Consider the following 24,865-nt stretch of genomic DNA (forward strand, 5'->3'; position numbering starts at 1 on the left):
CACGGGCTGTGCTCTTCCGGGTCTCCGGTCCCGAGTCCCGCGCCCCACCCCACGCTGCGCCGCAGCAAGTGCTATCCCGTACGCCATGGCATGCTTCGGCCTGTTTCCTCTGCACTGCGAGCGCCCGTCATCAAAGGCAAGGCCACATCGCTCGATATCGCCTACCTGGCGGGCGTATCGCAGCCCACCGTCTCGCGCGCACTGCGCGGCAGCCCGGCGGTCAACGAGCAGACCCGGCGCAAGATCCTGGCGATCGCCAACGAGTTGAACTACAAGGTCGACAAGCACGCCTCCAGCCTGCGCCTGCGCAATGCCGGCACGCTGGCGCTGCTGTTCTTCGAGGACCCGACCACCGACGACTCGCTGATCAACCCGTTCTTCCACTCGATGCTGGGCTCGATCACCCGCGCCTGCGCGCGCCACGGCTACGACCTGCTGGTGTCGTTCCAGCAGCTGTCGGACAACTGGCGCGCCGACTACGGCGACAGCCAGAAGGCCGACGGCCTGATCCTGCTCGGCTATGGCGACTATCTGCAGGCGCAGCAGCGGCTGCAGCATCTGGTCGAGCAAGGTACCCACTTCGTGCGCTGGGGCGCGGTGCTGCCCGGGCAGCCGGGGGTGTCGATCGGCAGCGACAACTTCCAGGGCGGCCACGACATCACCGCGCATCTGCTGCAACAGGGCTGCCGGCGCATCGCGTTCCTTGGCGACGCCTCGAACCACTACCCCGAGTTCCTGGAGCGCTACCGCGGCCATGCCCAGGCGCTGCATGCGGCCGGATCGGAGCTCGCGCCCGGCCTGCAGGTGGACGCGATCACCACCGAGCAGTCCGGCTACGAAGCGGCGCAGGCGCTGCTGCGCGGTGGCGAACGCTTCGACGCGGTGTTCGCCGCCAGCGACCTGATCGCGATCGGCGCGCTGAAGGCATTGCGCGAGCACGGCCTGCGCGTGCCCGAGGACGTGGCCCTGGCCGGCTTCGACGACATCCCGATCGCCGCCTGCGTGGCGCCGGCGCTGTCGACCGTGCAACAGGACACCAAGCTGGCCGGCGCGGTGCTGGTGGAGACCCTGCTGGCGCAGATCGCCGGGCAGCCGGTCGCCAGCCGCACCCTGCCGGTGACGCTGGCGCTGCGCGGTTCCTCGCTGCGCAGCTGATCCCTCACCGGCGCGCGGACGCAGCCGCAGACGCTCCATTCGCGCCGGGCAGACACGCCACGCGCATCCGCCGCGTTTTCCTTACGAAAGCAGAATGATTATCATCCGCGAGAGAGTGCCGCGGATTGCCGCGGCTGCACGCCGCCGCCTGGAATGCCGATGCCCCCTGCCCGTCCCGCTTCCCACCCGACCTCCGCCCTCCCGCCGGCAACCGCCGCAGGCGGCAGGCCGCCGCGATCGGCAGCATGGAGCGGCACCCGATGAGTACGGCCATTGCCGGGATTGTCCTGGCCGCCGTATGCGCGGCGCTGTCCGCGCTGGCGCTGTATGCCGGCTCGCCGAACTGCCGCCTGGCGTCGTTGCGGCGCCTGCGCCGGTTCGGCAACGGGCTGGGCCTGGCGCTGGCGGGCACCTCGCTGGCGGCGTGGATCGTGCAGTTGGGCGTCGGCGCCGGGCTGTGCGCGATGCTCGCCAGCTGGATGCTGGCGCTGATGCTGGTACCGACCGTCGGCGCCCTGCGCGGCGAGACGGGCGATGCCACACGGAGCCGGCCGCGATGATGTGGAGCCGCGGGCTGGCCGGGCTGATTCCCGGCTTCTTCCTGGCCGCCGCGCTGACCGGCCTGGTCTGCTGGCTGCCGCCGGGGCCGTGGCAGCAGGCGCTGGTCCCCGCGCTGATCGCGTTCGTGCCGCTGTGGGTGGGCGTGGCGATCGGCGCCTATTGCTGCGCCAGCGGGCGCCGCGCCTGGAGTTGGTTGAGCGCGCTGGCAGTGGCCGGCTTCGCCCTGCTGTGGGCGCTGAAGGCGCTGGGCTGGGCGCAATGAGGACATCCGCATGAAACTGCAAGCCGCCACGCTGCGTACCTTCACCGCCCTGCACACCTGGATGGGCCTGGTCGCCGGCTTCGCCTTGTTCGTCGCCTTCTATGCCGGCGCGATCACCGTGTTCCACCACGACCTGCCGCGCTGGCAATCGCAACAGGTGGTGCCGGTGCAGACCATGGACGATGCGCAGCGCCTGCTCGACGTGACGTTGGCGCGGCACCCGCAAGCCAAGCCGATGCTCGGCATGCTGTTCCCCAGCAGCGAATTTCCCAAGGCGCTGATCTACTGGCCCGATGCCGAGGGCGTGTGGCAGATGGCCACGCTCGACGACCTGGAGGGCGGGCCGGAACTGCCGCAGGCGGGTCTGGCCACCCTGGTCAACGAACTGCACTACACGCTGGGCCTGCCGGTGGCCGGCGTCTATCTGATGGGCATCGTCAGCCTGCTGTATGCGGTGGCGATCGTGTCCGGGGTGATCATCCATCTGCCGAAGCTGCTCAAGGACCTGTTCGCGCTGCGCCCGGGCCGCAATCTCAAGCAGTTCTGGCTGGATGCGCACAACGTGGTCGGGGTGCTGAGCCTGCCGCTGCACCTGATGTTCGCGGTGACCGGCGCGATATTGTGTCTGTCGCTGGTCCTGATGGCGGCGCTGAATCCGCTGGTCTTCGACGGCAAGGTGCAGGACGCGGTGCCGGTGGCGATGGACACCGCGCCGGTGCGCAGCGCCAGCGGCACGCCGGCGCCGGTGGGCACGCTGGCCGACTGGAGCGCGCGTGCCGTCGCCGAGGCGCGGCGGCAAGGACTGCACGATTTCGCGCCGGTGTACATGAAGCTGCAGCACGCCGGCGACCGCAACGCCACGGTGGAAATCAGCGGCGAGTCGCCCGGCACGCTGGGACCGACCGGGACGGTGGCGCTGGACGCGGCCAGCGGCAAGGTGATCGCCACCCAGCTGCCCGGCCGCCGCGACGCCAACCATGCCACGCTGACCTCGGCCTATGCGCTGCATTTCGGCGAATACGGCAATGCGCTGGTGCCGTGGCTGTACTTCCTGCTCGGCATCGGCGGCGCGTTCCTGTTCTACTCGGGCAACCTGCTGTGGATCGAATCGCGGCGCAAGCGCCGCCAGGCGCAGCAAGGCCGCGCGCAGATCAACATGGCGCGGGCCACGGTCGGCGTGTGCATCGGCCTGTGCGTGGCGATCTCGGCGGCATTCGTCGCGGTGCAGGTGCTGGAACGGATCGCGCCGGACGCGGTGGATGCCGGCATGCGCTGGACCTGCTTCGGCAGCTGGGCGCTGTGCGCGCTGTGGGCGGCGCTGCGCGCGCCCGCGCAGGCCGCGCGCGAGCTGTTGTGGGCCGCCGCCGCGGTGACCGCGGCGATCCCGCTGGCGCACGGCCTGGCCAGCGGCTGGTGGATGTGGAGCAGCGCCGCCGCCGGGCAATGGCCATTGTTCTGGGTCGACGGCATGGCCGTGGCGATGGCTGTGGGCTTCGCCGCGCTGGCACGCGCAACCGCGCGCCGCGCCCGGCATGGCGAACCGAACAGCGTGTGGGCCGAGCCGCAGCCGTCGGTCGCGTGAACACTGCCAGCGTCTTGTAGGAGCGGCTTCAGCCGCGATCAGGCGTTACCGGTGACGCCCGGTCGCGGCTGAAGCCGCTCCTACAGTGGCGGCTCCACGCCATCCTTCGCCGCCATCAGCCAATCCAGCCGCGCGCGCAGATCCGAGCGAACGATCGGCGCATCGGACAGGAACACGCGCACGCCGTGCGCCGGCACCTCGGCGCGCAAGCTGTCCGCGACCTGGACCGCGCTGCCGTCGAAACCGTCGCGCCAGGTACCCGGCTGCAGGTAACGGCGCACCTCCAGCGTCTTCGGCGCGTCGCCCTTGTTCAGCAGCACCAGCGCGGTCTGGGTGCCGCCGGCATGCTGGAACACGCGATAGAACACCGCGTCGTCGCCGGACAGGCGCAGGTCGAGCTGCAGCCCGCGCTGCAGCGCCGGCGTGCGTTGCCGCAGCAGCGCGATGCGCTGCAACGGCGCGAAGATCGGGCTCTGCGGCGCCGCATCCACCCGTGCCTGGCCGAAATAGTTGCGGTTGCCGGCATGCTCGGCGCGGCCGCGCATGAAGCCGGTTTCCGAGCCGTAATAGATCACCGGGATGCCGCGCGCCGTGAACAGCCAGTTGTGCGCATCGATGAAGCCGGCATCGCTGGCGTCCAGCCGCGCCATGTCGTGGTTGTCGTAGAAGGTCATCAACTCGTACGGGTTGGCGTACGGGCCGCGCTCCAGGTACAGCGGCGCCTGCAATTGCTCGAAGCCGCCGCGCGCATGCCCGAACACCGTGGACAGCGCCTGCTTCAGCGGGAAATCCAGCACGCTGACCCCGGCGTTGCGCGCCCAGGTGTGCCCGGCGATCTTGCGCGCGTCGTAGTCGAAGGCCTCGCCGAACATGAACATGCCCGGCCGCTGCGCGCGGATGCGGCGCACGAACTCGTGCCAGAAGCTGTCCGGCATCCAGCCGATGGTGTCGATGCGGAAGGCGTCCGCGCCCTGCCCCAGCCATTGCGAATAGGCGCCGACCAGATACTCCATCACCGCTGGATTGCGCTCGTTGAAATCCGACAGCTCGGCCAGGCCACCGCCGGTGTTGTAGAACGCATGCAGCGGGTTGTGCACCGGATCCAGCCTGGCCGGCGGCAGGTTCTGGTGATCGGCGACGAGCTTGCCGTCGCGATCGAACACCTGGCCGAACATCGGTTGCCGCTTCGGCATCGTGTAGGCCGGCGAGCCATGGTTGCCGACGATGTCCAGCACCACCTTCAGCCGCTGCGCATGCATCGCCTGGGTGAAGCCGGCGAAATCCAGGCCCGGGCTGGGCAGGTGTTCGTCCAGCTTGTAGAAATTGACGCCCCAATAGCCGTGATAGCCGGTCTTGCCGCGATCGCTCAGGTTGCTGCCCCAACTGATCGGCTTGCCGCCGGTGAACGCTTCGTCCGGATTGTCGACGATCGGGGTGATCCACACCGCGCCGAAGCCCAGCCCGCGGATATAGCCGGCGTTGTCGACCACGCCCTTGAAGTCGCCGCCCAGGTAGCCGATGTTGTCGCTCTCGCCCGGTGGCGCCGGCAGCGGGATGTCGAAGGTGCGGTGCGCGCCGCCCTGGTCGCGATGATCGTTGCCGGGATCGCCGTTGACGAAGCGATCGGTGACCACGAAATACACCGCCTCGCTGGCGAACGGTTCCAGCGTGCCGTAGTACTCCGCCGCTGCCTGCGCACGCGCCGGTGGCGCAACGGCACCCAACAAGGCCAGCGCCAGCAGCGATATCCGATACGTCATTGCGTTGCTCCGTGTTCGGCGGGAACCCGCAGCACGCACAGCGCCGCCAGCAGCAGGCTGGCGCCGCCGATGCCCAGCGCGTACAGCGGCCGGCCGCCGAGCCAGTGCGTGAGCACGAAACCCAGCACGCTGACCGCGACCAGCTGCGGGATCACGATGAAGAAATTGAAGATGCCCATGTACACGCCCATCTTCGCCGCCGGCACGCTGTCGGACAGCAAGGCGTACGGAAGCGACAGGATCGAGGCCCAGGCGAAGCCGACGCCCAGCATCGACAGCAGCAGCCACTGCGGATCGCGGATCCACAGGAACGACAGCAGCCCTATCGCCCCCAGGCACAGGTTGAGCAGATGGCTGACGCGCAGGCCGACCGCGCGCACCAGCAGCGGAATGGCGATCGCCGCGAGCGCGGCGAAGCCGTTGTACGCACCGAACAGCACGCCCACCCAGTTTGCGCCGTCGTTGTACGCCGCCGAGGCGGTGTCGGTGGCGCCGTAGTGCGTCTGCGTCACCGCCGCGGTGGTGTAGATCCACATCGCGAACAGCGCGAACCAGGAGAAGAACTGCACCCAGGCCAGGCGTCGCATCGCCTGCGGCATCGCCTGCACGTCGCGCATGATCGCCGCCAGCATGTGGTGCGGCCTCAGTCGCGGCGCCAGCCATTGCAACAGTCCATAGCCGGCGACCAGGCCGGCCAGCACGTACAGCATGCGGTCGCCGCCGCTCCAGAAGATCGCCGAGGCACCGGCAAGGCCCAGCACCGTCCAGATCGTCGCGACGCCATCCGAACGCGGCATGGTGGTCGACCGTTCGGCAGCGTGCGACGGCGGCGCGTCGTCGAACTCCTGCAGCGTTTCGGGCGGATACTCGCGCGTGCGCAGCACGGTCCAGCCGATGGACAGGAACAGCACCGCGCCGCCGAGGTAGAACGCGTAACGCACCGTCGCCGGCACGTGGCCGGGGGCGGCGGTATTGCTCACGCCCCACTGCGCCAACAGCCAAGGCAGCATGCTCGCCACCACCGCACCGACGCCGATGAAGAAGCTCTGCATCGCATAGCCGCTGGCGCGCTGGCGTTGCGGCAACTGGTCGCCGACGAAGGCGCGGAACGGCTCCATCGAGATGTTGATCGACGCATCCAGGATCCACAGCGTGCCGGCGGCCACCCACAGCGCCGGCGAGTTCGGCATCACCAGCAGCGCCAGTGTGGTGAACAGCGCGCCGACCATGAAATACGGGCGGCGCCGGCCGAAGCGGTTCCAGGTGCGGTCGGACAGATAGCCGACGATCGGCTGCACGATCAGCCCGGTCAGCGGCGCGGCGATCCACAGCCCCGGCACCTGCTCCATGTCCGCGCCCAGGGTCTGGAAGATGCGGCTGGCATTGGCGTTCTGCAGCGCGAACCCGAACTGGATGCCAAGGAAGCCGAAGCACATGTTCCAGATCTGCCAGAACGACAGCGCCGGCTTGGCGCGCGGCGCGGTCCTCATCGGCTCACCTTCGCCGCGGCCGGCGCGATCAGCAGCGCGGCGACATCGGCCGCATTGATCACGCCGTCGGCGCCACCCTGGCCGCCGGTATAGCGCGCGAAGTGCTGCAACGCGCTCATGTTGGCCGCAGGCGCCAGGCGGATGCGGCAGGCCTGCCCGGCCTTGAGCGCGAACACGGCGGCAGTGGACTCCTGTTCGCCGACGCTGTGCGGCATCACCACCGGCATGCGTTGCGGCGCGGCATCGCCGCATTGCAGTTGCAGCTGTTTCACCGCGGCGGTGACGCCGGTATTGATCGGGCCGTGCGCGTTGACGTAGCGCAGGCTCAGCCGGTACTCGCCATCGCGCGGCGCGGTCCAACGCCAGTCGTCGGGTCCGCGCAGGCGGACCACGTCGCCGATGCAGACCGTGGGGCTGTGCAGCGACTCCCAATGCGCATCGCGGCGGGTCAGGCTCAGGCACTGCACGTCCTCGCGCAACGGCAGGCGCACGCCATCGGCGGCGCCTGGCTGGCGCTGTCCATCGACGTACACCACCGCGTCGGCGGCCGCCGCGACGCGCCAGCCCTGCGCATCGCGCTCGACGCGCGGCGCTGGCGGCGCGAGCGGGGCGAACGCATCGGCGGCCGCGAGCAGCGGCACCGGCGTGCTCGCCGTGTCGCGCGCGACCAATTGCACGGTGGTCACGCCATCATGGGTGCGCGTGTCGCCGGCCACCAGCAGGTCGCCATGCACCTGTGCAGGCCGCCGCAGCACGATGCGTCGCTCGCGCAGCTGCAGCGCGATCTCGTCGCGCTCGCCGAACAACATCGGCACCAGGCCAACCGGCAACTTCGGTGCCACCGTTCCGTCGTCCTCCACACCGAACACGCCTTCGATCACCATCGCCAGGTAGCCGGCCACCGACCACAGCTGCCGCGGCGAATTGACCACCGGCCCGCTGAGCGGGCCATCGTCCACATGTGCGGCCTGGCTCAGGAATTCGTAGTTCTCCATGTTCGAGCCGGCCAGCGCGGCGCCGCGCAGCAGCGAGCGCACTTCGAAGGCGATGCGCGCGCTGTCGTCGGTATGCCGCGCCGCGCGCAGCGCATACGCGCTGACGAATGGCCAGATCGCGCGGTTGTGGTAGATCGGCACCTCCTGCTGCTGCGGCCAGACCACCGGGCTGCCGGCCTCGACCGCCGGATAGCGCGCCAGCGCCTGGCGTGCGCGTTCGCGCGGCAGCACGTCGGCCAGCACCGCCAGCGACAGCCCCAGCAGGTCATAGCTTTCGTAGGCCACCGGATGCGCAGCGCTGCCGAGATAGCTGACGTAGGTGCCACGGTCCTCGCGCCAGAAGCGCTGCGCAATCGCCTGCTGCAGCGCATCCGCCCAACCGGCATAGCGCGCCGTCGCCGCAGTGTCGCCGTGCTCGCGCGCCAGCCGCTCGCCCAGGCGCAACGCCTGGTAGTGCAGCACATTGGTGGACAGCGCGAACGACTCGGCGATGAAGCGCACGTCGTTGCGGGTCCAGGCCGGATAGGTCTGCTCGCGCCAGTCCAGGAACGAGGTCTCGCCGCGGTACAGGCCGATGCGCGGGTCGAATGCGAATGCGCGATCCTGCGCCAGGGTCGCATCGAGTGCGGCGCGGGTGTCGGCGGCGAACTGCGCATCGTCGAGCAGATGCCGCGCGGCCAGGAACCAGACCACGCGGTCGCTGCTCACCGGCCAGCTGCCGCCCGAGCCGGTGTCCTGGGCCACGAACAGGCCCGGCAGCGCATCCGCGCCGCGCATCGCCGACAGCTTGAAGCGCAGCGAGCGCCGCGTGCGCTGCGGGTCCAGCCGCGCCAGCGCCAGATCGGCGGCATAGCTGACGTCGCGGGTCCACACGTAGGGCCAGCGTTCGCCGGTCTGGTAGCAGTCGCACGGCAGCGGTTTGCCGTGGTCGAAGGCAGGATCGCGGATCGCGTCGACCTGGTCGTCGCGCAACTCCTGCTGCGCCAGCGCGAACAGCGCATCGAACAGCGGGCTGGCGGTGTCGCTGCGCAGCGGCTGCGCCGCCAGCGTGCGCGTGCCCTGCGCCGAACGCAGCACGAAGCCGCCGTCGGCGGTGACCGCGGCCTGCGCGGTCTGGCCGCGCCATTGCAACGACGTCTGCCACGCAGACGCCGACACCGCAGCACCCAAGGTGGCGGCCAAGCAGATCATCTTCAGCATCGAAGCGGCGGACCGGCTCGCGCCCGTCGGCCTCCCTCCCTCTTTGCCTGCATTGTGGGTTCGCCGCACCGGCATGCCGGCACCGCGGTCGCGGCCTCTTCGAGAAGCGCTGCGGACATGGTAGACGCGCCGCATCGCATCGCGTGCATCTGCATACGTATTCATCGCCTTGGCCGCAACGGGCTCGCAGCGCCTCGCTATAGTCGCCGCAGCTGCAACGGCCGCCTTGGGAGGGGATATGCCGCAGTTCCATGCCATGCCACGCATGCGTCCATCGCCGCCTACGCGGATGCTGTTCGCGGCCGCGCTGTTGTGCACCGCACCGCTGCTGCGCGCGGAATCGAAGACCGTGGCCAGCGTGGACTCGCCGGGCAAGGTGCTGCAGGTCGCACTGCAACTGGACGACGGCAGGCCGAGCTACCGTGTGCAGCGCCTGGGCGATACCGTGATCGGCGCTTCCAGGCTGGGCTTCCAGTTGCGCGACGGGCGCCTGGACCGCGACCTGGCGGTACTGGCGCAGGCCACGCGCAGCGTGGATGAAACCTGGGAGCAGCCGTGGGGCGAGCGCCGCTACGTGCGCAACCATTACAACGAGTTGCGCGTGGACCTGGGCGAGCGCAGCGGACTGCGGCGGCGCTTCGCGGTCGTGTTCCGGGTCTACGACGACGGCCTGGGCTTCCGCTACAGCTTCCCGCAGCAAGCGGGCCTGCGCGAGGCGATCATCGATGAGGAACTGACCGAATTCGACATCGTGCCGGAGGCGTCCGCCTGGTGGATCCCGGCCGGCGAGCCGATCCACTACGAATACCTGTACCGGCAGACGCCGCTGAACCAGGTCGCGCTGGCGCATACGCCGATCACGATGCGCAGCCGCGACGGACTGCACATAGCCCTGCACGAGGCCGCCCTGGTCGACTACGCCGGGATGTGGCTGCGCCGCGGCGACGGCCAGCGCCTGCACGCGCAGCTGTCGCCGTCGGCGCAAGGCTGGAAGGTCAAGCGCCGCCTGCCGCTCGACACGCCGTGGCGCACCGTACAGATCGCCGACCACGCCGGCGGCCTGGTCGACTCCAATCTGATCCTCAACCTCAACGAGCCCAATGCGCTGGGCGACGTGAGCTGGGTGCATCCGGCCAAATACGTGGGTGTGTGGTGGTCGATGCATTTGAACCAGGAAACCTGGGCGACCGGACCGAAGCACGGCGCGACCACCGCCAACACCCGCCGCTACATCGACTTCGCCGCCGCGCACGGCTTCCGTGGCGTGCTGGTGGAAGGCTGGAATCCCGGCTGGAACGGCGAATGGTTCGGCAACGGCGGCGGCTTCGACTTCACCCGGCCGACCCCGGATTTCGACCTCGAAGCGCTCAGCGCCTATGCCGCCAAGCGCGGCGTGCACCTGATCGGCCATCATGAGACCGGCTGCGCGGTGCAGCACTACGAAGACCAGCTCGATGCCGCCCTGGACCTGTATGCACGCCTGGGCGTGGACACCTTCAAGACCGGCTACGTCTGCGACGACGGCCAGGTGGACCGGCGCAATCCGGCCGGCGGGCCGCTGTGGCGCGAATGGCACGACGGCCAGTTCATGGCGCAGCATCACCTGAAGGTGGTGCGCGAAGCCGCGGCGCGCCACCTATCGGTCAACGCGCACGAGCCGATCAAGGACACCGGCCTGCGCCGCACCTATCCCAACTGGCTGTCGCGCGAAGGCGCGCGCGGCATGGAATACAACGCCTGGGGGCAGCCGCCGAACCCGCCCGAACACGAGGTCAATCTGGTCTTTACCCGCATGCTGGCCGGTCCGATGGACTACACCCCGGGCATCCTCAGCCTGAAAGGCCGCGACGGCCAGCCGATCCCGAGCACGCTGGCGCGGCAGCTGGCGCTGTACGTGGCGATCTACAGCCCGATCCAGATGGCCGCCGACCTGCCCGAACACTACCTGCAGCATCGCGACGCGTTCCGCTTCATCGAGGACGTGGCGGTGGACTGGGACGACAGCCGCGTCCTCGACGGCGAGGTCGGCGACTACGTGACCATCGTACGCAAGGACCGCCACAGCCGCGACTGGTACCTGGGCAGCATCACCGACGAACACGGCCGGGTGCTGCCGGTGTCGCTGTCGTTCCTGGAGCCGGGCGTGCGCTACCGCGCCGAGATCTACCGCGACGGCGACGCCGCCGACTACCGGCACAACCCGTTCGACTTCGTACGCGAGCAACGCGAGGTCGGCAGCGCCGATTCCCTGGAACTGAAGCTGGCGCCGGGCGGCGGCCAGGCGATCCGCTTCACACCGCTGGACGCGGCGGCGGCCGCCGCCGACGGCGATCCAGCGGCACGGCGCTAGCCCATTCCCGCTCCGGACCGGATCGCTGGATGACGTTACCTGCAGGAGCGACCTCAGCCGCGACGGACTTTATCGACAAGGCCCGCCACGACCCAAGTCGCCAGACAACCTGCAATGGCTCAGGCGATCGGCAACGGTCTGCTTCGGACGGATGACTGACGCATCCATGCAGCGCCGCCTTTTCCGTTCCCCGCGCATGCTGCGCGCGAACGCGTGCCGCCCTGGCCCATAACGCTCGTCGCGCCTGGTATCCGCATCTGTCTCCCAGGCATCTGCTCTCCCCATCGGCATGCGTCGGACTGCCGCGACTGCCTGCATGCCCCGCATCCACGCACTTCGCAGCGCGCTGCGCCGCACATTCCCGCACACCGCCTTTGCGATCACGACGCGCCCACGCTTTATCGCCGTACGCCATCGCCACCGTGGAATCGATTCCAATGCGATGAAACCCAGTGAATACGTATGCAGGCCGCGTTCGCGGCGGATTGCCGTGTCTACCATACGTCGCAGTCGCGTTACCGAACATCGGCAGCGCGATCCCTACATCCGGCCGATTTTCCGGATCAGAAAATTTGCACGACAACATTGCCTGGGAGGGGAAAATGTTGAACCACAAGCGCAATGCGCTGACGCTGGCCGTAGCCATCGCCATGACACCGATGCTGGCCGCCGCACAATCCGAGACGCAGTCCGCCACCGCAGCCACCGACGGTCAGGTCACCGATCTGGATAAGGTCGAGGTGACCGGCATCCGCCGCGGTATCGAGAACGCGATCGCGATCAAGAAGGATTCCACGTCCATCGTCGAGGCGATCTCGGCCGAGGACATCGGCAAGCTGCCCGACGTCAGCATCGCTGAATCGCTGGCGCGCCTACCCGGCCTGGCCGCGCAGCGCGTGGCCGGCCGCGCCCAGGTCATCAGCGTGCGCGGCCTGTCGCCGGACTTCTCCACCACCCTGCTGAACGGTCGCGAGGTGGTCAGCACCGGCGACAACCGCAGCGTCGAATTCGACCAATACCCGTCCGAACTGGTCAGCGGCGTCACCGTCTACAAGACCCCCGATGCCGGCCTGGTCGGCCAGGGCCTGTCGGGCACGGTGGACATGCAGACCGCGCGCCCGCTCAGCTTCGGCGAGCGGGTGATCGCGATCGGCGGCCGCTACCAGCGCAATTCGCTGGGTAAGGCCGCCGATACCGATCCTTATGGCAACCGCTTCAGCGCCAGCTACATCGACCAGTTCGCCGATCGCACCATCGGCCTGGCGATCGGTTACGCGCATACCGACACGCCCATTCAGGAGGACCAGGTGGGCCTGTACGAACCCTGGAGCACACAGAACACCGATAGCGGCGCGCGCCCGGGTGTGGCCGCCGGCACCTACTTCTCCGACGGCATCAAGGCGCTGCGCCGCACCGGCGACTCCAAGCGCGACGGCGTGATGGCGACCTTGCAGTACCGCCCTTCCAATGCCTGGACCAGCACGCTCGATGCCTTCCACACCGAAGCCGAGCAGATCGACACCGCCAACCAGTTCGAGCTCAACCTCAGCAACTACAACGGCGGCTACACCCCGGGTCTGGCCATCGCCGGCACCCAGGTCAACGGCAACGGCACCTTCACCGGCGGCACCGCCAGCGGTGTCTATCCGTTGGTACGCGGCATGTACAACAAGCGCGAGGACAAGATCGACGCGTTCGGCTGGAACAACGAAATCAACGCCGGCGCCGTGCGGATCATCACCGACGTGAACTACTCCAAGGCTACGCGCAAGGAGCTCAATCTCGAGAACAACCTGCAGCTGACGCCGATGCCGCAGCTGGACACGGTCGGCCTGGCCTACCGCAACAACGGTTTCTCGCAGCTTTCGCCCGGGCTGGACTATTCCAACCCAGATGCGCTGTACATCACCAACACCATCTACGGCTCCGGCTACGGCAAGGCGCCGCGCGTGGAGGACGTGCTGAAGGGCGCGCGCCTGCAAGCCAGCTTCCCGATGCCCGAAGCGCTGCGCTGGTTCTCCGATCTGGACGTGGGCGTGAACTACGCCAACCGCGAGAAGGAAAAGCACCAGCCCGAAGGCAACATCACCCTGGGCGCGCAAGGCGACACCACCATCGCCTCCGACCTGCAGTACGCGCCGGTGAACTTGGGCTTCGCCGGCATCGGCTACATCCCCGCCTGGAACGTGCCGGGCGCGGTCTCGCGCTACATGGTGTTCGATCCCAGCGAGGATGCCTCGTACCTGGTCTCCAAGGCCTGGACTGTGCAGGAAAAAATCACCACTGCCTGGATGCGCGCCAACATCGACACCGAATGGGGCGCGGTAGGCGTGCGCGGCAACATCGGCGTACAGCTGCAGCACGCAGACCAGTCGTCGCAGGCGAATTACTGGGATGCCTCGCAGCCCGTCGGCAGCGAAGTGCGGCCAATCGACGAAGGCAAGACCTACAACGACTGGCTGCCGAGCTTGAATCTGGCCTTCCAGTTCCCGCACGAGCAGACCCTGCGCTTCGCGCTGGCCAAGCAGGTCGCGCGTCCGCGCGTGGACCAGCTGCGCGCCTCGCTGGAATTCGGCGTGGACAATGCCACCGGCAAGCCCGGCGCCAGCGGCGGCAACCCCACCCTCGATCCGTGGCGCGCCAACGCCCTGGACATCTCCTACGAGAAGTACTTCGGCGCCAAGGCCTATGTCGCGGCCGCGTTCTTCTACAAGGACCTGAAGAGCTACATCTACACCCAGACCCGCGACGACTACGACTTCTCCGCCCTGGTCGCCGGCTACGTGCCGCCGCCGGGCTCGGCGCCGGTGCAGACCACCGGCACCTTCAGCGCGCCGTTCAACGGCAAGGGCGGCACCCTTCGCGGCCTGGAACTGACCGCCTCGCTGCCACTGGACATGCTGTTCGCCCCGTTGGAAGGATTCGGCATCCAGGCCAGCGCCACCTTCAACGACAGCGACGTCAAGATCCGCGACCCGGAAAGCGCATCAAGCGTGGGCGACGGCGAGATCAGCCTGCCGGGCCTGTCCAAGCGCGTCTACAACCTCACCGCCTACTACGAGCGCAACGGCTTCGAAGCACGCGTCAGCCAGCGCCGGCGCTCGGACTTCATCGGCGAGATCGGCAACTTCAACGGCAACCGCACCCTGCGCTACGTGGTCGGCGAGAACATCACCGACGCGCAGATCAGTTATACCTTCGGCGACCTCAGCAGCCTGAAAGGCCTGAGCCTGCTGCTGCAGGCGAGCAACCTGAGCAACTCGCCCTACCGCACCTATGCCGAGACCAAGGATCGCCCGCTGGAATACATCGAGTGGGGCCGCACCTACGTGCTCGGGGTGAACTACAAGTTCTAGGCCAACCCTCCGTGCCTGCAGCAAGCCCGTCGGCGTGATGCCGGCGGGCTTTTTTTGTGCCCAGTACGCTGCGCAGCAGCGCCCGGCGAAACGCATCGGCCTGCCAGCCCAACTGCGCAAACGGCAATGCCCACGCACGAACACTGAATGACGTAGCGAGCGGCGCGCATGCGTTGCCCATCCCACACGCACCAATGCCCAGGGTTGTGTCAGTACCAGTGCCGGCGTCGTTCGCAACGAAACGGCCATAGGTGCCGCAAGAAACGCTTTCACCCATGGATCATGGACACGCGCGCTTCAATCAGGGCAACGGTTTTTGTGCACTGTAGGGCAACGCGAGCCGATGCTTCGCAATCTGGTCGCGCTCTAGGCGCTGCCATGGCGGCAACATGCGGGTTTTGGATATGGAACCGCGAGTATCAAGCGATTCGCGTACATCCAGCGCGGTGACATCCAGGAGACAGGCGAACGTTCTGTGCCAGGGAGGAAATCTACACTCCCCATAGCCCGACGTTGGCATCCATGCCGCTTTCGGCTGCCTGTCACGCAGGCAGCCGAACCAGCGGACTACGCGGTGGCTACGCGCCTTCCAGACACACCATCGCGTAACCGGGCAGCTGCAGGCCACCCTCGACCTTGCCTGGGTCGATGCCAGGCACTGCCAGCTGTCGCCATTGCCCCACGGGCAGCGCCACTTCGGTGGCTTGCGCCGACAGATTGAACGCCAACAGCAGCGTCTGCCGCGCATGCCGGCGCTGGAACATCAACACCGGCTCGGCGGTCTCGACGAACGCGATATCGCCTTCGCGCAAAGCTGCATGCCGTTTGCGCCAGGCCTGGAACTGCTGGAACGCGATCAACACCGAATGCGGATCGGCCAGTTGCGCCGCCACCGACTGCGCGCGATGCGCTGGCGCCACCGGTAGCCATGGCTTCCCGGTGCTGAAGCCGGCTTGTGCGCTGTCGTCCCACGGCATCGGCGTACGGCATCCATCGCGCCCCTTGAAGCTCGGCCAAAATGCGATGCCATACGGGTCCTGCAGCGCCTCGAACGGGACCTCGGCCTCGCCCAGGCCCAACTCCTCGCCCTGATAGACGCACACCGAACCGCGCAACGAGCACAGCAACGCGATCAGCAGCCGCGCGAACGCAGGCGTCTGCGCGCCCTGCCCCCAGCGCGTCACTGCACGCTGCACATCGTGGTTGGAAATCGCCCAACACGGCCAACCTTCGGTCATCGCCACTTCGAGACTCGACACCGTCTCGCGGATGTAGCGTGCGCTGAAATCGTCGGTCAACAGCTCGAAGCTGTAGCCCATGTGCAGATGCCCGGCTCGCGTATATTCGGCGGTGGTGGCGAGCGAGTCCTCGGACGAGATCTCGCCCAGGCTCACCGTCCCGGGATAGCGATCGAGCAGACCGCGCAGCTTCTGCAGGAACGGCAGGTTCTCCGCCTGCGTGTTGTTGTAGTAGTGGTACTGGAACGCATACGGATTGTCGGGACTGAAGCCCCGCCCCACGCGCTTTTCCGGGGGCTTTGGCGGATTGTCCCGCAGCAACGGATCGTGGAAGCAGAAATTGATCGCATCCAGCCGGAACCCATCCACCCCGCGCGCGAGCCAGAACTCGACATTGTCCAACGTGGCCTGCTGCACCTCGGGATTGTGGAAGTTGAGGTCCGGCTGCGACGACAGGAAGTTGTGCAGGTAGTACTGGCCACGACGCGGCTCCCACTGCCAGGCGACGCCGCCGAAGATCGACATCCAGTTGTTCGGCGGCGTGCCGTCCTCGCGCGCGTCCGCCCAGACGTACCAATCGGCCTTTGGATTGTCGCGGCTCTGGCGGCTTTCCTTGAACCACGCATGCTCCACCGACGTGTGGCTGAGCACCTGATCGATCATCACCTTCAAGCCCAGCGCATGCGCCTTGGCCAGCAAGCGATCGAAGTCGTCCATCGTGCCGAACAGCGGATCGACCTCGCGATAGTCGGCGATGTCGTAGCCGAAATCGGCCATCGGCGACTTGAAGAACGGCGAGATCCAGATCGCGTCCACGCCAAGCGATGCGATGTAGTCCAACTTGCGAACGATGCCGGGCAGATCGCCGATACCATCGCCGTTCGCATCGAGAAAGCTACGCGGATAGATCTGATAGATGACGGCACCGCGCCACCATGGAGCCTGAGTCATGCAACGCCCCCCTTCGGGCAGAGATCGCGCGCGCAGTGGGCACGCGGAAAGCTGCGTTAGGGTAACGTCGATGTGCGAATTGTAGAGGTGCTTGCATACGTATTCAGCGCATCGACATGACTAAAGGCCTTTAGCAAATCGAATGCTGAGCAGGTGAAGAGCACCATGACCTATTACAAGAATGACCAGCAACAGAAAGGCGCCATCTTCTTGTGAACGCGACACTAGACGCCACATTGGCGGCTAATCCTGCATTTTCGGCAGTAGACATGTCGGCAGAAATCGCACCAAGCCTATTAACCAGACTCTCCGCGAAACTAATACTTCCTAAAGAATGGGGCAGAACATTCAGCAATTGAGGCTTTGCACTCACTTCCTGACGCAGAACGGCATTTTGACAATGCGCGCTTCAGAGCCTTATCAAGCGTCTCTGCACTAGAGATAACACCACCATCTCCGCCGTCAACAGGATTTACAGCAGCTACACATTGGTTCCTGTAGACAAAACTAACTCTACAACCAGAGGAGCCCAAGCCAATGCAGTTATTCAATGCCTTTGATTCCGCATCCTCCTTTGAAAGCATCTTGGAACTGACCCCAGTGTCGCCATTTGGAGCCGTGGCGATCGCACCCCAGGTTTTAATCCACTCACCACTAGGGGAGGGAGGAGGTTGCAAAATTTCACTCCCGAGGATTGACGAAGGGCCACATTGCGCGGAACCCAGAGCGACACCAACAGGACACGCAGTTTGCGCGAACGCCAAAAACGGAATGAAGGTGACAAAAAGGATAAAACATAAAAAAATTTAACTTAATAGCCATTTTCCGCCCAAAATCAAAATGCGAGAAAATATTTCACAGGCTATCAAAAAATCTCTTGCAGAGACTTATATCTTTCAAGCCATCACAAGAAATAGTTAAAATTCAATAACTTTTAAAAACAGGATTTGAGCATTCTAGGACGGCAACCTTGCATTCCTTGCCACCTGTTTCAATCCTGCATTTCTCCATTGCTCTCTGCGACGCACCTTCTACCGTCGATGCAGTTGAAATCATTCCGTTGACCTGATCAACCGGATAAACCAACGCAACGCACTGATTTTTATAAACAAATTCGACCTTGCAATTCTTTGCCCCTGATGATTTGCAGTTTTGCAAAGCCACGCTCTCTGCTTCTTCCTTTGACATGCGCCCTGAACTAACTCCGCCACCGCCACTGGAAGAGGTAGCAATGCCTCCCCATGTTTTAATCCACTCGCCAGACGGTCTTGCAGGTGGAATAACAACCTCCTGGCTGGGAGACGGGCCACAAGTTGCGGAGCCCGGGGCTGTGCCTACAGGACATGCGGTTTGAGCGTATCCCAATGTCGAATAGCCGAAGACCAACGCAGCTACAAGCAGCTTAAGCCTCATAAGAAACAGCCCCGCAACCGAATAATAAATTTAACCTGCATCATCCATTAGTAGTCTTAGCCTTACCTAACCGGCCGACTTCTGACTCCGCAGGAACAGATTGAGCGCCGTAGAAATTACCACCGCCACCACCACCACTGACATTGGCGTTAGCATTTCTATCCTCAAGTGCTTGTTGGCGAGGCACATAGCTTCCACCCGGCCCAGCCGGCACAGCAGCCGCACCACCACCAGCACCCATCGCCGAGTACGGACTGAACTGGCCCAGCACGCCTTGGAAGAATGCAGCCGCCATCGGGGGCGCAGTCACAACCAGTGTCGTCATCACCAAGCCCAACCCTCCTTGCTGCAGCGACATGCTGCTGATGCCCTCGCCGGAAAGACTCCACCCATTTGCAGCCCATTTGGTAACGAATGCCAAAGCCACCGCCCCCACCACTTTGGTGGTGATCGCGACCATCACGCTCAATACCGACAACGAAAAAACCGTACCGATTCCGTAATACAGCCATTTGCTGAAGAGCTGCTTCGTGGCATTGAATAGCAGACACATGATGAACAGCGGCCCAAAACCAATGAACAGCGCCATCGCGATCTTGTTCAGCAGCAGCATCGAGCCGGCGACCACGCCCGGTCCGGCGATGCCCAGACCCATGAACCAGCGCGCCCGGGTCTTGTCGTCCTCCTGCTCCTTGTTGCCGGCCGCTTGCAACGCATCGATACTCGCCAATGCCGTCTGCATGAGCAGAAGGTTCTGGTCGATCTTGTCGTAAGGACTGTCGTCATCACCGGTGACTACCTGGGTGATCTCCTTGCTCAGTCCATCGGTCAGCGTCCAGTACAGCTTGGAGGAGCCAGTTGCCATGCTGGTTGCCAAGGCGATGATCAACGTGGCGCGCAGCGCTGTCACCACCATCGCCATCGCCGAATCGCGCGCCTGGCCTGTGACAATCCGATACCCCTGCAACAGGATCCACAAGGTCAGCACGGTCAATGCGATGGCACCCATCCACATCGTGGTGCGCTGCAGAAGCGCCCATTGGAAGATGTCGATCTCGTCGCGCAAATAATCGTTGATCAGCGAAAAGAACGCATAGTTGGCCATGTTGCCAAGAAAGGAGCTGAGCGCCCCACCAAGTGCGGCATCCATAAAACCAGTGGTCGTGTTAAACATGTTGGATCTTCCATGCGGGCGAGGTAGCACCCGAACCTTTGTTCAATTCGGAGATGGGCTTGGGCGGCACATCCATGCACAATGAGCGAGCGACATATTTCAAGCGGTTTCGCTTCACTTTTCGAAGCTCAGCGTTTGCATCCCGGACGGCTTGCTGCTCTTGACACCTTCGAGCGCTCCCTTCATCACCATACCCGCCACAGATGCCTTGGCCAGGTCGGCGATCGGACCAGGCAAGTCCTCGAACCAACCATTGGGGCTCTTCTTCTTGCCCTTCATCGCGGCATCGGTCTGGTCGGCCTGCTCTTTCTGCAGATACTTGAGCCGGATCTCGTACGCAAACATCGCAGATTCCATCTGCTGACGGTCGATATCCATCAAGGTCTTAAGCGCGATCAGCTTGTTGGTGTTGTCCTCCAGCTTGCCGATCTCGTTCTCTGCGATGTTGTTGCGCTCTTTCTCCAGATCGCGGAGACGCTGCAGCCGCTTGGTGGTGATCTCGTACATGGCAACCATGTAGTTGTACTGAGCGTTCCTAGTCTTCTGCATCAGCTCGCAGTTGGTCTTTTGCTCGTCTGAGACTGGTGTGCCCTGGGCTCCTGCACAGTTGGCGATGCCGTAGTCCTCCTCGACCTTTTTCGGCTTCGTGTCGCCATCTTTCAACGCCTCAACCTCCTCGCCGCTGGGCTTATCCCCAGAGGGCTTGGCGCCGATCTGGTTGTCTTCGCGGATCTTGTCGAGCTTCTTGTCGAGTGTATCCGTGTTGGTCTTGTTCTCCTCGATCTGCTTGTCGTCTTGCACCCACCACTGCGCGAACGCGGTCGACGGCGCCGAAGCACACAGAACGCAAGCAATCGTCAGCAGACGGAATCGAGCGAAGGATTTCATATTGTTGTCCATATAGACCTCACAGCCAGTCATGTAGAACGAAACGATTTTTCGGGGAATGCATCGATCAGGCGAGCGCCGCGGCGCCCTTGCTGTCGGATGCCGAGGGCCTATTCGCAGACTTGCCCGACCCCTTCCGCTTGGCATAGAACTCGCTTAGCCATTGCTCGGGCCGCAAGTCATTCTGCGCCACCCCGTGCTCGGCCGCTTTCTGCTCAAGCACCTGATGCATGATTTCGATGTTGTCGGTGGATGCCGAAATGACCGACAGCGCGTCGTCCATGCCCCTCAGGTTGAGCTGGCAGACGGACGAGCCATGGCCCTGCTTGACCAGGAAACAGCGCGAGCGCTCGTCCAGATTGACGACCACCTGGTACTCGGCCTCGGTCAGCTTGAGGCCCTCCATGTAGTCTTCCTTGCTCGCGTTCGGATTGGGCAGCAGGATCATCGTGGCGGTCTGCTCGACCAGCGCCGCGGAAATGTCGCTGGCCAATGCATCTTCCGGACTCTGCGTGGCGAAGATGCCCAGGCCGTTCTGCTTACGGATGGTCTTCTGCTTGTTCTTGGCGAATTCCTTGAGGCCGCCCTTGCCGTCCAGGATCTTCCAGAACTCGTCCATCACGTAGATCAACGGACGCCCATCGATCAAAGCCTCGAGCCGGTGCAACAGGTAGTTGATGACCGGTACGCGCACTTCCGGGTTATCGATGACGTCGGTGTAGTCGAAGCCGATGATGCTGGCCTTTTCCAGATTGATGGTATCGACCGGATTGTCGAATACCCAACCCAGCGAGTTGCCCGCGGTCCATTTGCGCATGCGCGCATAGAGGCCGTCGTCGCCCATGTTGGGCAGGCTCTTGCGGAAATTGGTCATGCTGCGCAGCTGCATCGGCGTATCCAGCATGCCCTCGACGGCACGGAAGATGTCCTCGTCGTCGCGCGAGCTGTACTCGGCCTTGCCGGCAAGCACCTTGATCAGGTCCGCCAGGAACTGTACGTTGGCTTCGCTGCGCTCGCACTGGAACGGATTGAAGCCGGTGGGGCGACCATTCTCCAGCGCGAGATAATTGCCGCCGCAGGCGCGAACGAAGATCTCGGCGCCGCGATCCTTGTCGAAGAAGAAGATCGTCGGGATCGGATCGAACTTCTGCACCTGACTGAGCAGGAAGTTGATCAATGCCGTCTTACCGGTACCGGACTTGCCGATGACCATCGTATTGGCGATCGCCTTTTCGCCCAGCGAATTCTCCGCAGGGTGCGTCGCATGGAAATTGAAGTAGTACGGCTGGCCGTTGGTGGTCTGCAGAGTGGTAACGCATTCGCCCCACGGATTGTTGTCGCGCTTGCCCTGCGCGAAGTTGTGCAACGGCGACAGGCCCAGGAAGTTCAGCGAACTCACGTTTGCCAGACGGGTGCGATAGCGCCAGTTGCCGGGAAGCTGCGAATAGAACGACGAGGCGATGGCCAGGTCTTCCTTCGAAGAGACGAAGCCGGCATTGGACAGTTCGGCGCGCGTGGTCGCGATCTGTTGCGAAAGCTTTTCCTGGGTGTCGGCGTAGACCGCAATGGTGAAGTGGTACTCGCCGAGCACGAAATTGCCCGACGACAGCTGATCCATCGCCAGGTCCAGCTCATGGATCTGGCTGACCGCCTTGTCGCCGGACGAGATCATCATGCCCTTGGTCCGATCCAGCACCTTCAGCGCATCGTGACGCCCCATCGGGCTGAAGGAATGCGTTACCACGTATTCGAAATCGAGGTACTTCAGCCCGTTCAGAATGCCCGGATACGTACCGTCGGTGTATTCCTTGATATTCAGGATGGCGCCGAAATGATTGGTGCCTTCGGGTGTCTTGATGACGAAGTCGCCGGTCTTGTTCGCAAACATATGCTTGCTCACCGGCAGGTATGCAGGCACCGGCGCCTGCAGGACCGGCACCGGCTCGTCGATCCGGTTGATCAGATAGCCGAAGAATTCCAGCGCTTCGGAAAAGACGACGCCGTTGCTGGCCTCGTACATGCTCAGCCGATACGGCGAGTAGTCCTTGAGCACGGCCTCGACGTTGCCGGCCAGCTCCACGATCTTGGCAATGGACTGATCCTGCTCCGACTGCAGCTGCGCCAGGTTGGCCGACTTTTCCATCAAGCGCTTCCCGGTGACGACCGGGCGATACAGCATGGTCAGATACAGCTCGTTCTGCATGATCTTCTGCGATGAGAGCGCGCTGTAGTACTGATCCGACAATTCCTGATTGAACGTCTGCTGAAACTTGCCGCGGGACTTGATGCGGCGGCGACGCCGCACGTCGTGCACCCAAAAGGCCACGTTGGCGAAGTCGGGAGCGCGCAAGGTCTGAAGCATGCGGTTGAAGGTGTTGTGGCGGTGCTCGATTTCCCACTCTTCACGGCCGACGAAAGGCAGCCCGCCCAAATGCCAGGTCAACATGTAGTCCCCACCCGTCGTCTTGAGCACCGATGGCGCTACATGCGTAGAGATGGGAATGAACTCGCTGATCGAACTGTCTGGGATGAACATAGGGAATTACTCTGAATCCATTTCGTCTTGCCAAGGCCCGATTCGGACGAACCGGGAGTAGTCGAACGCGTACCTACTACAAAATTTATGCAACACGGTAAAACCGAACAACCCCACGCACGAAACGACTCGTTCGTGCATGGGGTTCAGGCACCGACACAATGCCGAACTTACGGCTTGGCGCCAGGCACGTTTCTCCGATATTCGTTAGGGGAAAACACCCAGGCGCCGGAGTAGCGCTGCAGGTTGCGCACGCGCATCCTGAACAACCAACGCAGCCCAAGCATCCTGAATATCATCTCGTCACGCTTGGTCATCTGCTGCAACCCAAAGATAATCACCGGGATCGACAACAGATACCAAAGATCGAAGTACATTCCCGCCAGCAAGCCGCCACCTGCGCCGATGAAAAAGGGGATGTAGGGCACCCCCATGAACATGGCGGGGCGCGTGCAGCCACGGAAAAGTACGTTTTTATGCATAGTGCTGCAGCGCCTGCTGGACGAGATTCATGGTCGTGGCCGAGCAGGTGGAACCGGTGTCGCCGATCAGCATCTTGGCCAGCTGTCCCGCGGCTCCGATCAATACGCCACCGATCAGGATCGACGAAACATCCGAGATGCGCTTGTGTGCGAACGCGATCTGGTAGCCGGCGACGATGACGGCAATGGTCACGACCGCGATCGAGCCCATGTTGAGCAGATTGTTGGTCTTGGTGAGGAAGCCACAGACCTTGCCGTCGGTACCGGCGTAATCGGTCGCGCCCGTCGCCATCGCCGCACCGGCGACCAGCAACGAACCTACGAAAATGGCGGCCTTCAGCGCGGCCATGCCGGCCATCTTGGCGCCCGTGGTCATTTCGCTCTTCTTAGACATCATGGTGTATCTCCTGATTGGAACAGAGGGGTGGTGATGGAAACGCCATTCCCATGGCGGTGCTGCTTCCCTACGCTAGAAGACAAAGGCGCCATCGCCGGGGGCCAGCGGTGGCGAATTCAAGCTCGGGACGGCCGGCTCTGCGGAACCACCAAGGGCCGAACCCCTGGCCACAGATGCTTGCGAAGCTGGATCGGCTCCGCCACCAGCAGGCACCGCCACTCCTTTGCCGGCGCTTGTCGGGCGTATTACATATAGTTCCGCATCGGTGCCGGCCGCTTGACCCATTCGCACTGCGGCGGCATTCGGTGCTGCATTGGAAAGCTGCGCTGCTGGATGCACTTGGGCAGGCGCTGCAGCCGCGGCTGGAGAAGGCTGGACCTGGGCAGCCAGACCATTGGCAAGCTGGTTGGCGCCTGCGATGCGACGCGAGACGACCGAATCGATTTCGCGGACGACGGAGGCCTTGGCGGCCTGGGCCGGGCGGTGAACGCCGTTCGGCACGACGGCGATGGCATCGGCGGACGCGACGGCGAGCGCCCTGCCCTGATTGATGGATGCGTAGACCTTCTGCACATAGCCGTGCTTGTAGCCGGTCTCGAAATTGCCCGAGTAATAGCAACTGAAGGACTTGCCCCAGTTGCCGCCGGAGCGGCCATAGCACTCGGCCAGAATCCGTGAGGCCGCCTGCAGGTTGGGGCAGGTCTTGAACGCCTTCTCGTACGAGTCGAGCCCGTACTTGAGCAGGTTGTAGCGGTTGACCTGGCCCAGGCCGAGAGAAAAATTGTAACCCTTGTCTTCGAGCATCCGTGCCGTGGCGACGGCCTCAGAGAGATTCTGCGGCTGGCGCACCAGGCGACCCCCGACGACACCGATCGCGAACGGATTGTGCGACGACTCGACGCGCACGACGTGCTGCATCACTTCAGCCGGAACTGCCATTTCGGGACAGCTCAGTAGTTCCATGCCTGGCAACATGCCGTCACTCCTCCTATATCCGTCGACTATTGGCCTGAGAACCATACAGCCGCAGATCACGCAAATTAATAGTGTCTGAAGAGAAAATCAAAGTCAATCC

Annotated in this window: 18 protein-coding genes; 6 read left to right on the forward strand and 12 right to left on the reverse strand. The window is 64.4% G+C overall.

Annotated elements, in window-relative coordinates; genetic code table 11:
- Positions 1-90 precede the first annotated feature (90 nt).
- The 4 genes from HDC36_RS06375 (at position 91) to HDC36_RS06390 (ending at position 3,560) form a co-directional block, all read left to right on the forward strand.
- The gene (locus tag HDC36_RS06375) at positions 91-1,155 is read left to right on the forward strand and encodes a LacI family DNA-binding transcriptional regulator (protein WP_179565378.1); all 1,065 of its coding nucleotides are present in this window, start codon (positions 91-93) and stop codon (positions 1,153-1,155) included.
- Between the two features lie 260 nt (positions 1,156-1,415).
- Positions 1,416-1,715, forward strand: a complete 300-nt coding sequence (locus HDC36_RS06380) for a hypothetical protein (RefSeq protein ID WP_179565380.1) — start codon at positions 1,416-1,418, stop codon at positions 1,713-1,715.
- Positions 1,715-1,978, forward strand: coding sequence for a hypothetical protein (locus HDC36_RS06385; protein WP_179565676.1), 264 nt, complete (start codon positions 1,715-1,717; stop codon positions 1,976-1,978). The genes HDC36_RS06380 and HDC36_RS06385 overlap by 1 nt, the downstream gene beginning before the upstream one ends.
- 10 nt (positions 1,979-1,988) lie before the next feature.
- Complete coding sequence (locus tag HDC36_RS06390; protein ID WP_179565382.1) at positions 1,989-3,560, forward strand: PepSY-associated TM helix domain-containing protein; 1,572 nt, start codon at positions 1,989-1,991, stop codon at positions 3,558-3,560.
- Between the two features lie 80 nt (positions 3,561-3,640).
- Here HDC36_RS06390 and HDC36_RS06395 read toward each other — a convergent pair whose 3' ends face one another.
- Genes HDC36_RS06395 through HDC36_RS06405 form a run of 3 tightly spaced genes read right to left on the reverse strand, consistent with a single transcriptional unit; the run spans position 3,641 to position 9,005 of the window.
- The gene (locus HDC36_RS06395) at positions 3,641-5,320 is read right to left on the reverse strand and encodes an alpha-amylase family glycosyl hydrolase (RefSeq protein WP_255432596.1); all 1,680 of its coding nucleotides are present in this window, start codon (positions 5,318-5,320) and stop codon (positions 3,641-3,643) included.
- Entirely contained in the window at positions 5,317-6,810 is a 1,494-nt protein-coding gene (locus HDC36_RS06400; RefSeq protein ID WP_179565384.1) for an MFS transporter, read from the reverse strand. The genes HDC36_RS06395 and HDC36_RS06400 overlap by 4 nt, the downstream gene beginning before the upstream one ends.
- Positions 6,807-9,005: a Six-hairpin glycosidase-like protein gene (locus HDC36_RS06405; RefSeq protein ID WP_179565385.1), complete on the reverse strand. Its 2,199-nt coding sequence runs from the start codon at positions 9,003-9,005 to the stop codon at positions 6,807-6,809. The genes HDC36_RS06400 and HDC36_RS06405 overlap by 4 nt, the downstream gene beginning before the upstream one ends.
- A 265-nt stretch (positions 9,006-9,270) precedes the next feature.
- Between HDC36_RS06405 and HDC36_RS06410 the strand changes: the two genes are divergently transcribed.
- Positions 9,271-11,355, forward strand: coding sequence for a glycoside hydrolase family 97 protein (locus tag HDC36_RS06410; protein ID WP_255432633.1), 2,085 nt, complete (start codon positions 9,271-9,273; stop codon positions 11,353-11,355).
- A gap of 602 nt (positions 11,356-11,957) precedes the next feature.
- A complete protein-coding gene (locus HDC36_RS06415; RefSeq protein ID WP_179565390.1) occupies positions 11,958-14,711 on the forward strand; it encodes a TonB-dependent receptor in 2,754 nt (917 codons plus the stop codon).
- Positions 14,712-15,289: 578 nt separating this feature from the next.
- Here the strand turns inward: HDC36_RS06415 and HDC36_RS06420 are convergent.
- From HDC36_RS06420 to HDC36_RS06460, 9 genes are all read right to left on the reverse strand, one after another.
- Positions 15,290-16,900: an alpha-glucosidase gene (locus HDC36_RS06420; protein WP_179565392.1), complete on the reverse strand. Its 1,611-nt coding sequence runs from the start codon at positions 16,898-16,900 to the stop codon at positions 15,290-15,292.
- 317 nt (positions 16,901-17,217) lie between these two features.
- Positions 17,218-17,664 (reverse strand): DUF4189 domain-containing protein, encoded by a 447-nt coding sequence (locus tag HDC36_RS06425; protein WP_218848005.1) that lies wholly within the window; start codon positions 17,662-17,664, stop codon positions 17,218-17,220.
- Positions 17,665-17,824: 160 nt separating this feature from the next.
- Positions 17,825-18,313: a DUF4189 domain-containing protein gene (locus HDC36_RS06430; RefSeq protein WP_179565394.1), complete on the reverse strand. Its 489-nt coding sequence runs from the start codon at positions 18,311-18,313 to the stop codon at positions 17,825-17,827.
- Positions 18,314-18,353: 40 nt separating this feature from the next.
- Positions 18,354-19,463 (reverse strand): type IV secretion system protein, encoded by a 1,110-nt coding sequence (locus HDC36_RS06435; RefSeq protein ID WP_179565682.1) that lies wholly within the window; start codon positions 19,461-19,463, stop codon positions 18,354-18,356.
- Between the two features lie 138 nt (positions 19,464-19,601).
- Positions 19,602-20,375 carry a hypothetical protein gene (locus HDC36_RS06440; protein WP_179565396.1) on the reverse strand — a complete coding sequence of 258 codons (774 nt, stop codon included), beginning with the start codon at positions 20,373-20,375 and terminating at the stop codon, positions 19,602-19,604.
- A 67-nt stretch (positions 20,376-20,442) separates the two neighbouring features.
- Complete coding sequence (locus HDC36_RS06445; protein WP_179565398.1) at positions 20,443-22,911, reverse strand: VirB4 family type IV secretion/conjugal transfer ATPase; 2,469 nt, start codon at positions 22,909-22,911, stop codon at positions 20,443-20,445.
- A gap of 170 nt (positions 22,912-23,081) precedes the next feature.
- The gene (locus tag HDC36_RS06450) at positions 23,082-23,393 is read right to left on the reverse strand and encodes a VirB3 family type IV secretion system protein (RefSeq protein WP_179565400.1); all 312 of its coding nucleotides are present in this window, start codon (positions 23,391-23,393) and stop codon (positions 23,082-23,084) included.
- Entirely contained in the window at positions 23,386-23,787 is a 402-nt protein-coding gene (locus tag HDC36_RS06455) for a TrbC/VirB2 family protein (RefSeq protein WP_179565684.1), read from the reverse strand. Before HDC36_RS06455 ends, HDC36_RS06450 begins: the two co-directional genes overlap by 8 nt.
- Before the next feature lie 75 nt (positions 23,788-23,862).
- Positions 23,863-24,753, reverse strand: coding sequence for a lytic transglycosylase domain-containing protein (locus HDC36_RS06460; protein WP_179565402.1), 891 nt, complete (start codon positions 24,751-24,753; stop codon positions 23,863-23,865).
- Positions 24,754-24,865: the final 112 nt, after the last annotated feature.

This window comes from Xanthomonas sp. JAI131 (assembly GCF_013410075.1).
In the GTDB taxonomy this organism is placed as follows: domain Bacteria; phylum Pseudomonadota; class Gammaproteobacteria; order Xanthomonadales; family Xanthomonadaceae; genus Xanthomonas_A; species Xanthomonas_A bonasiae.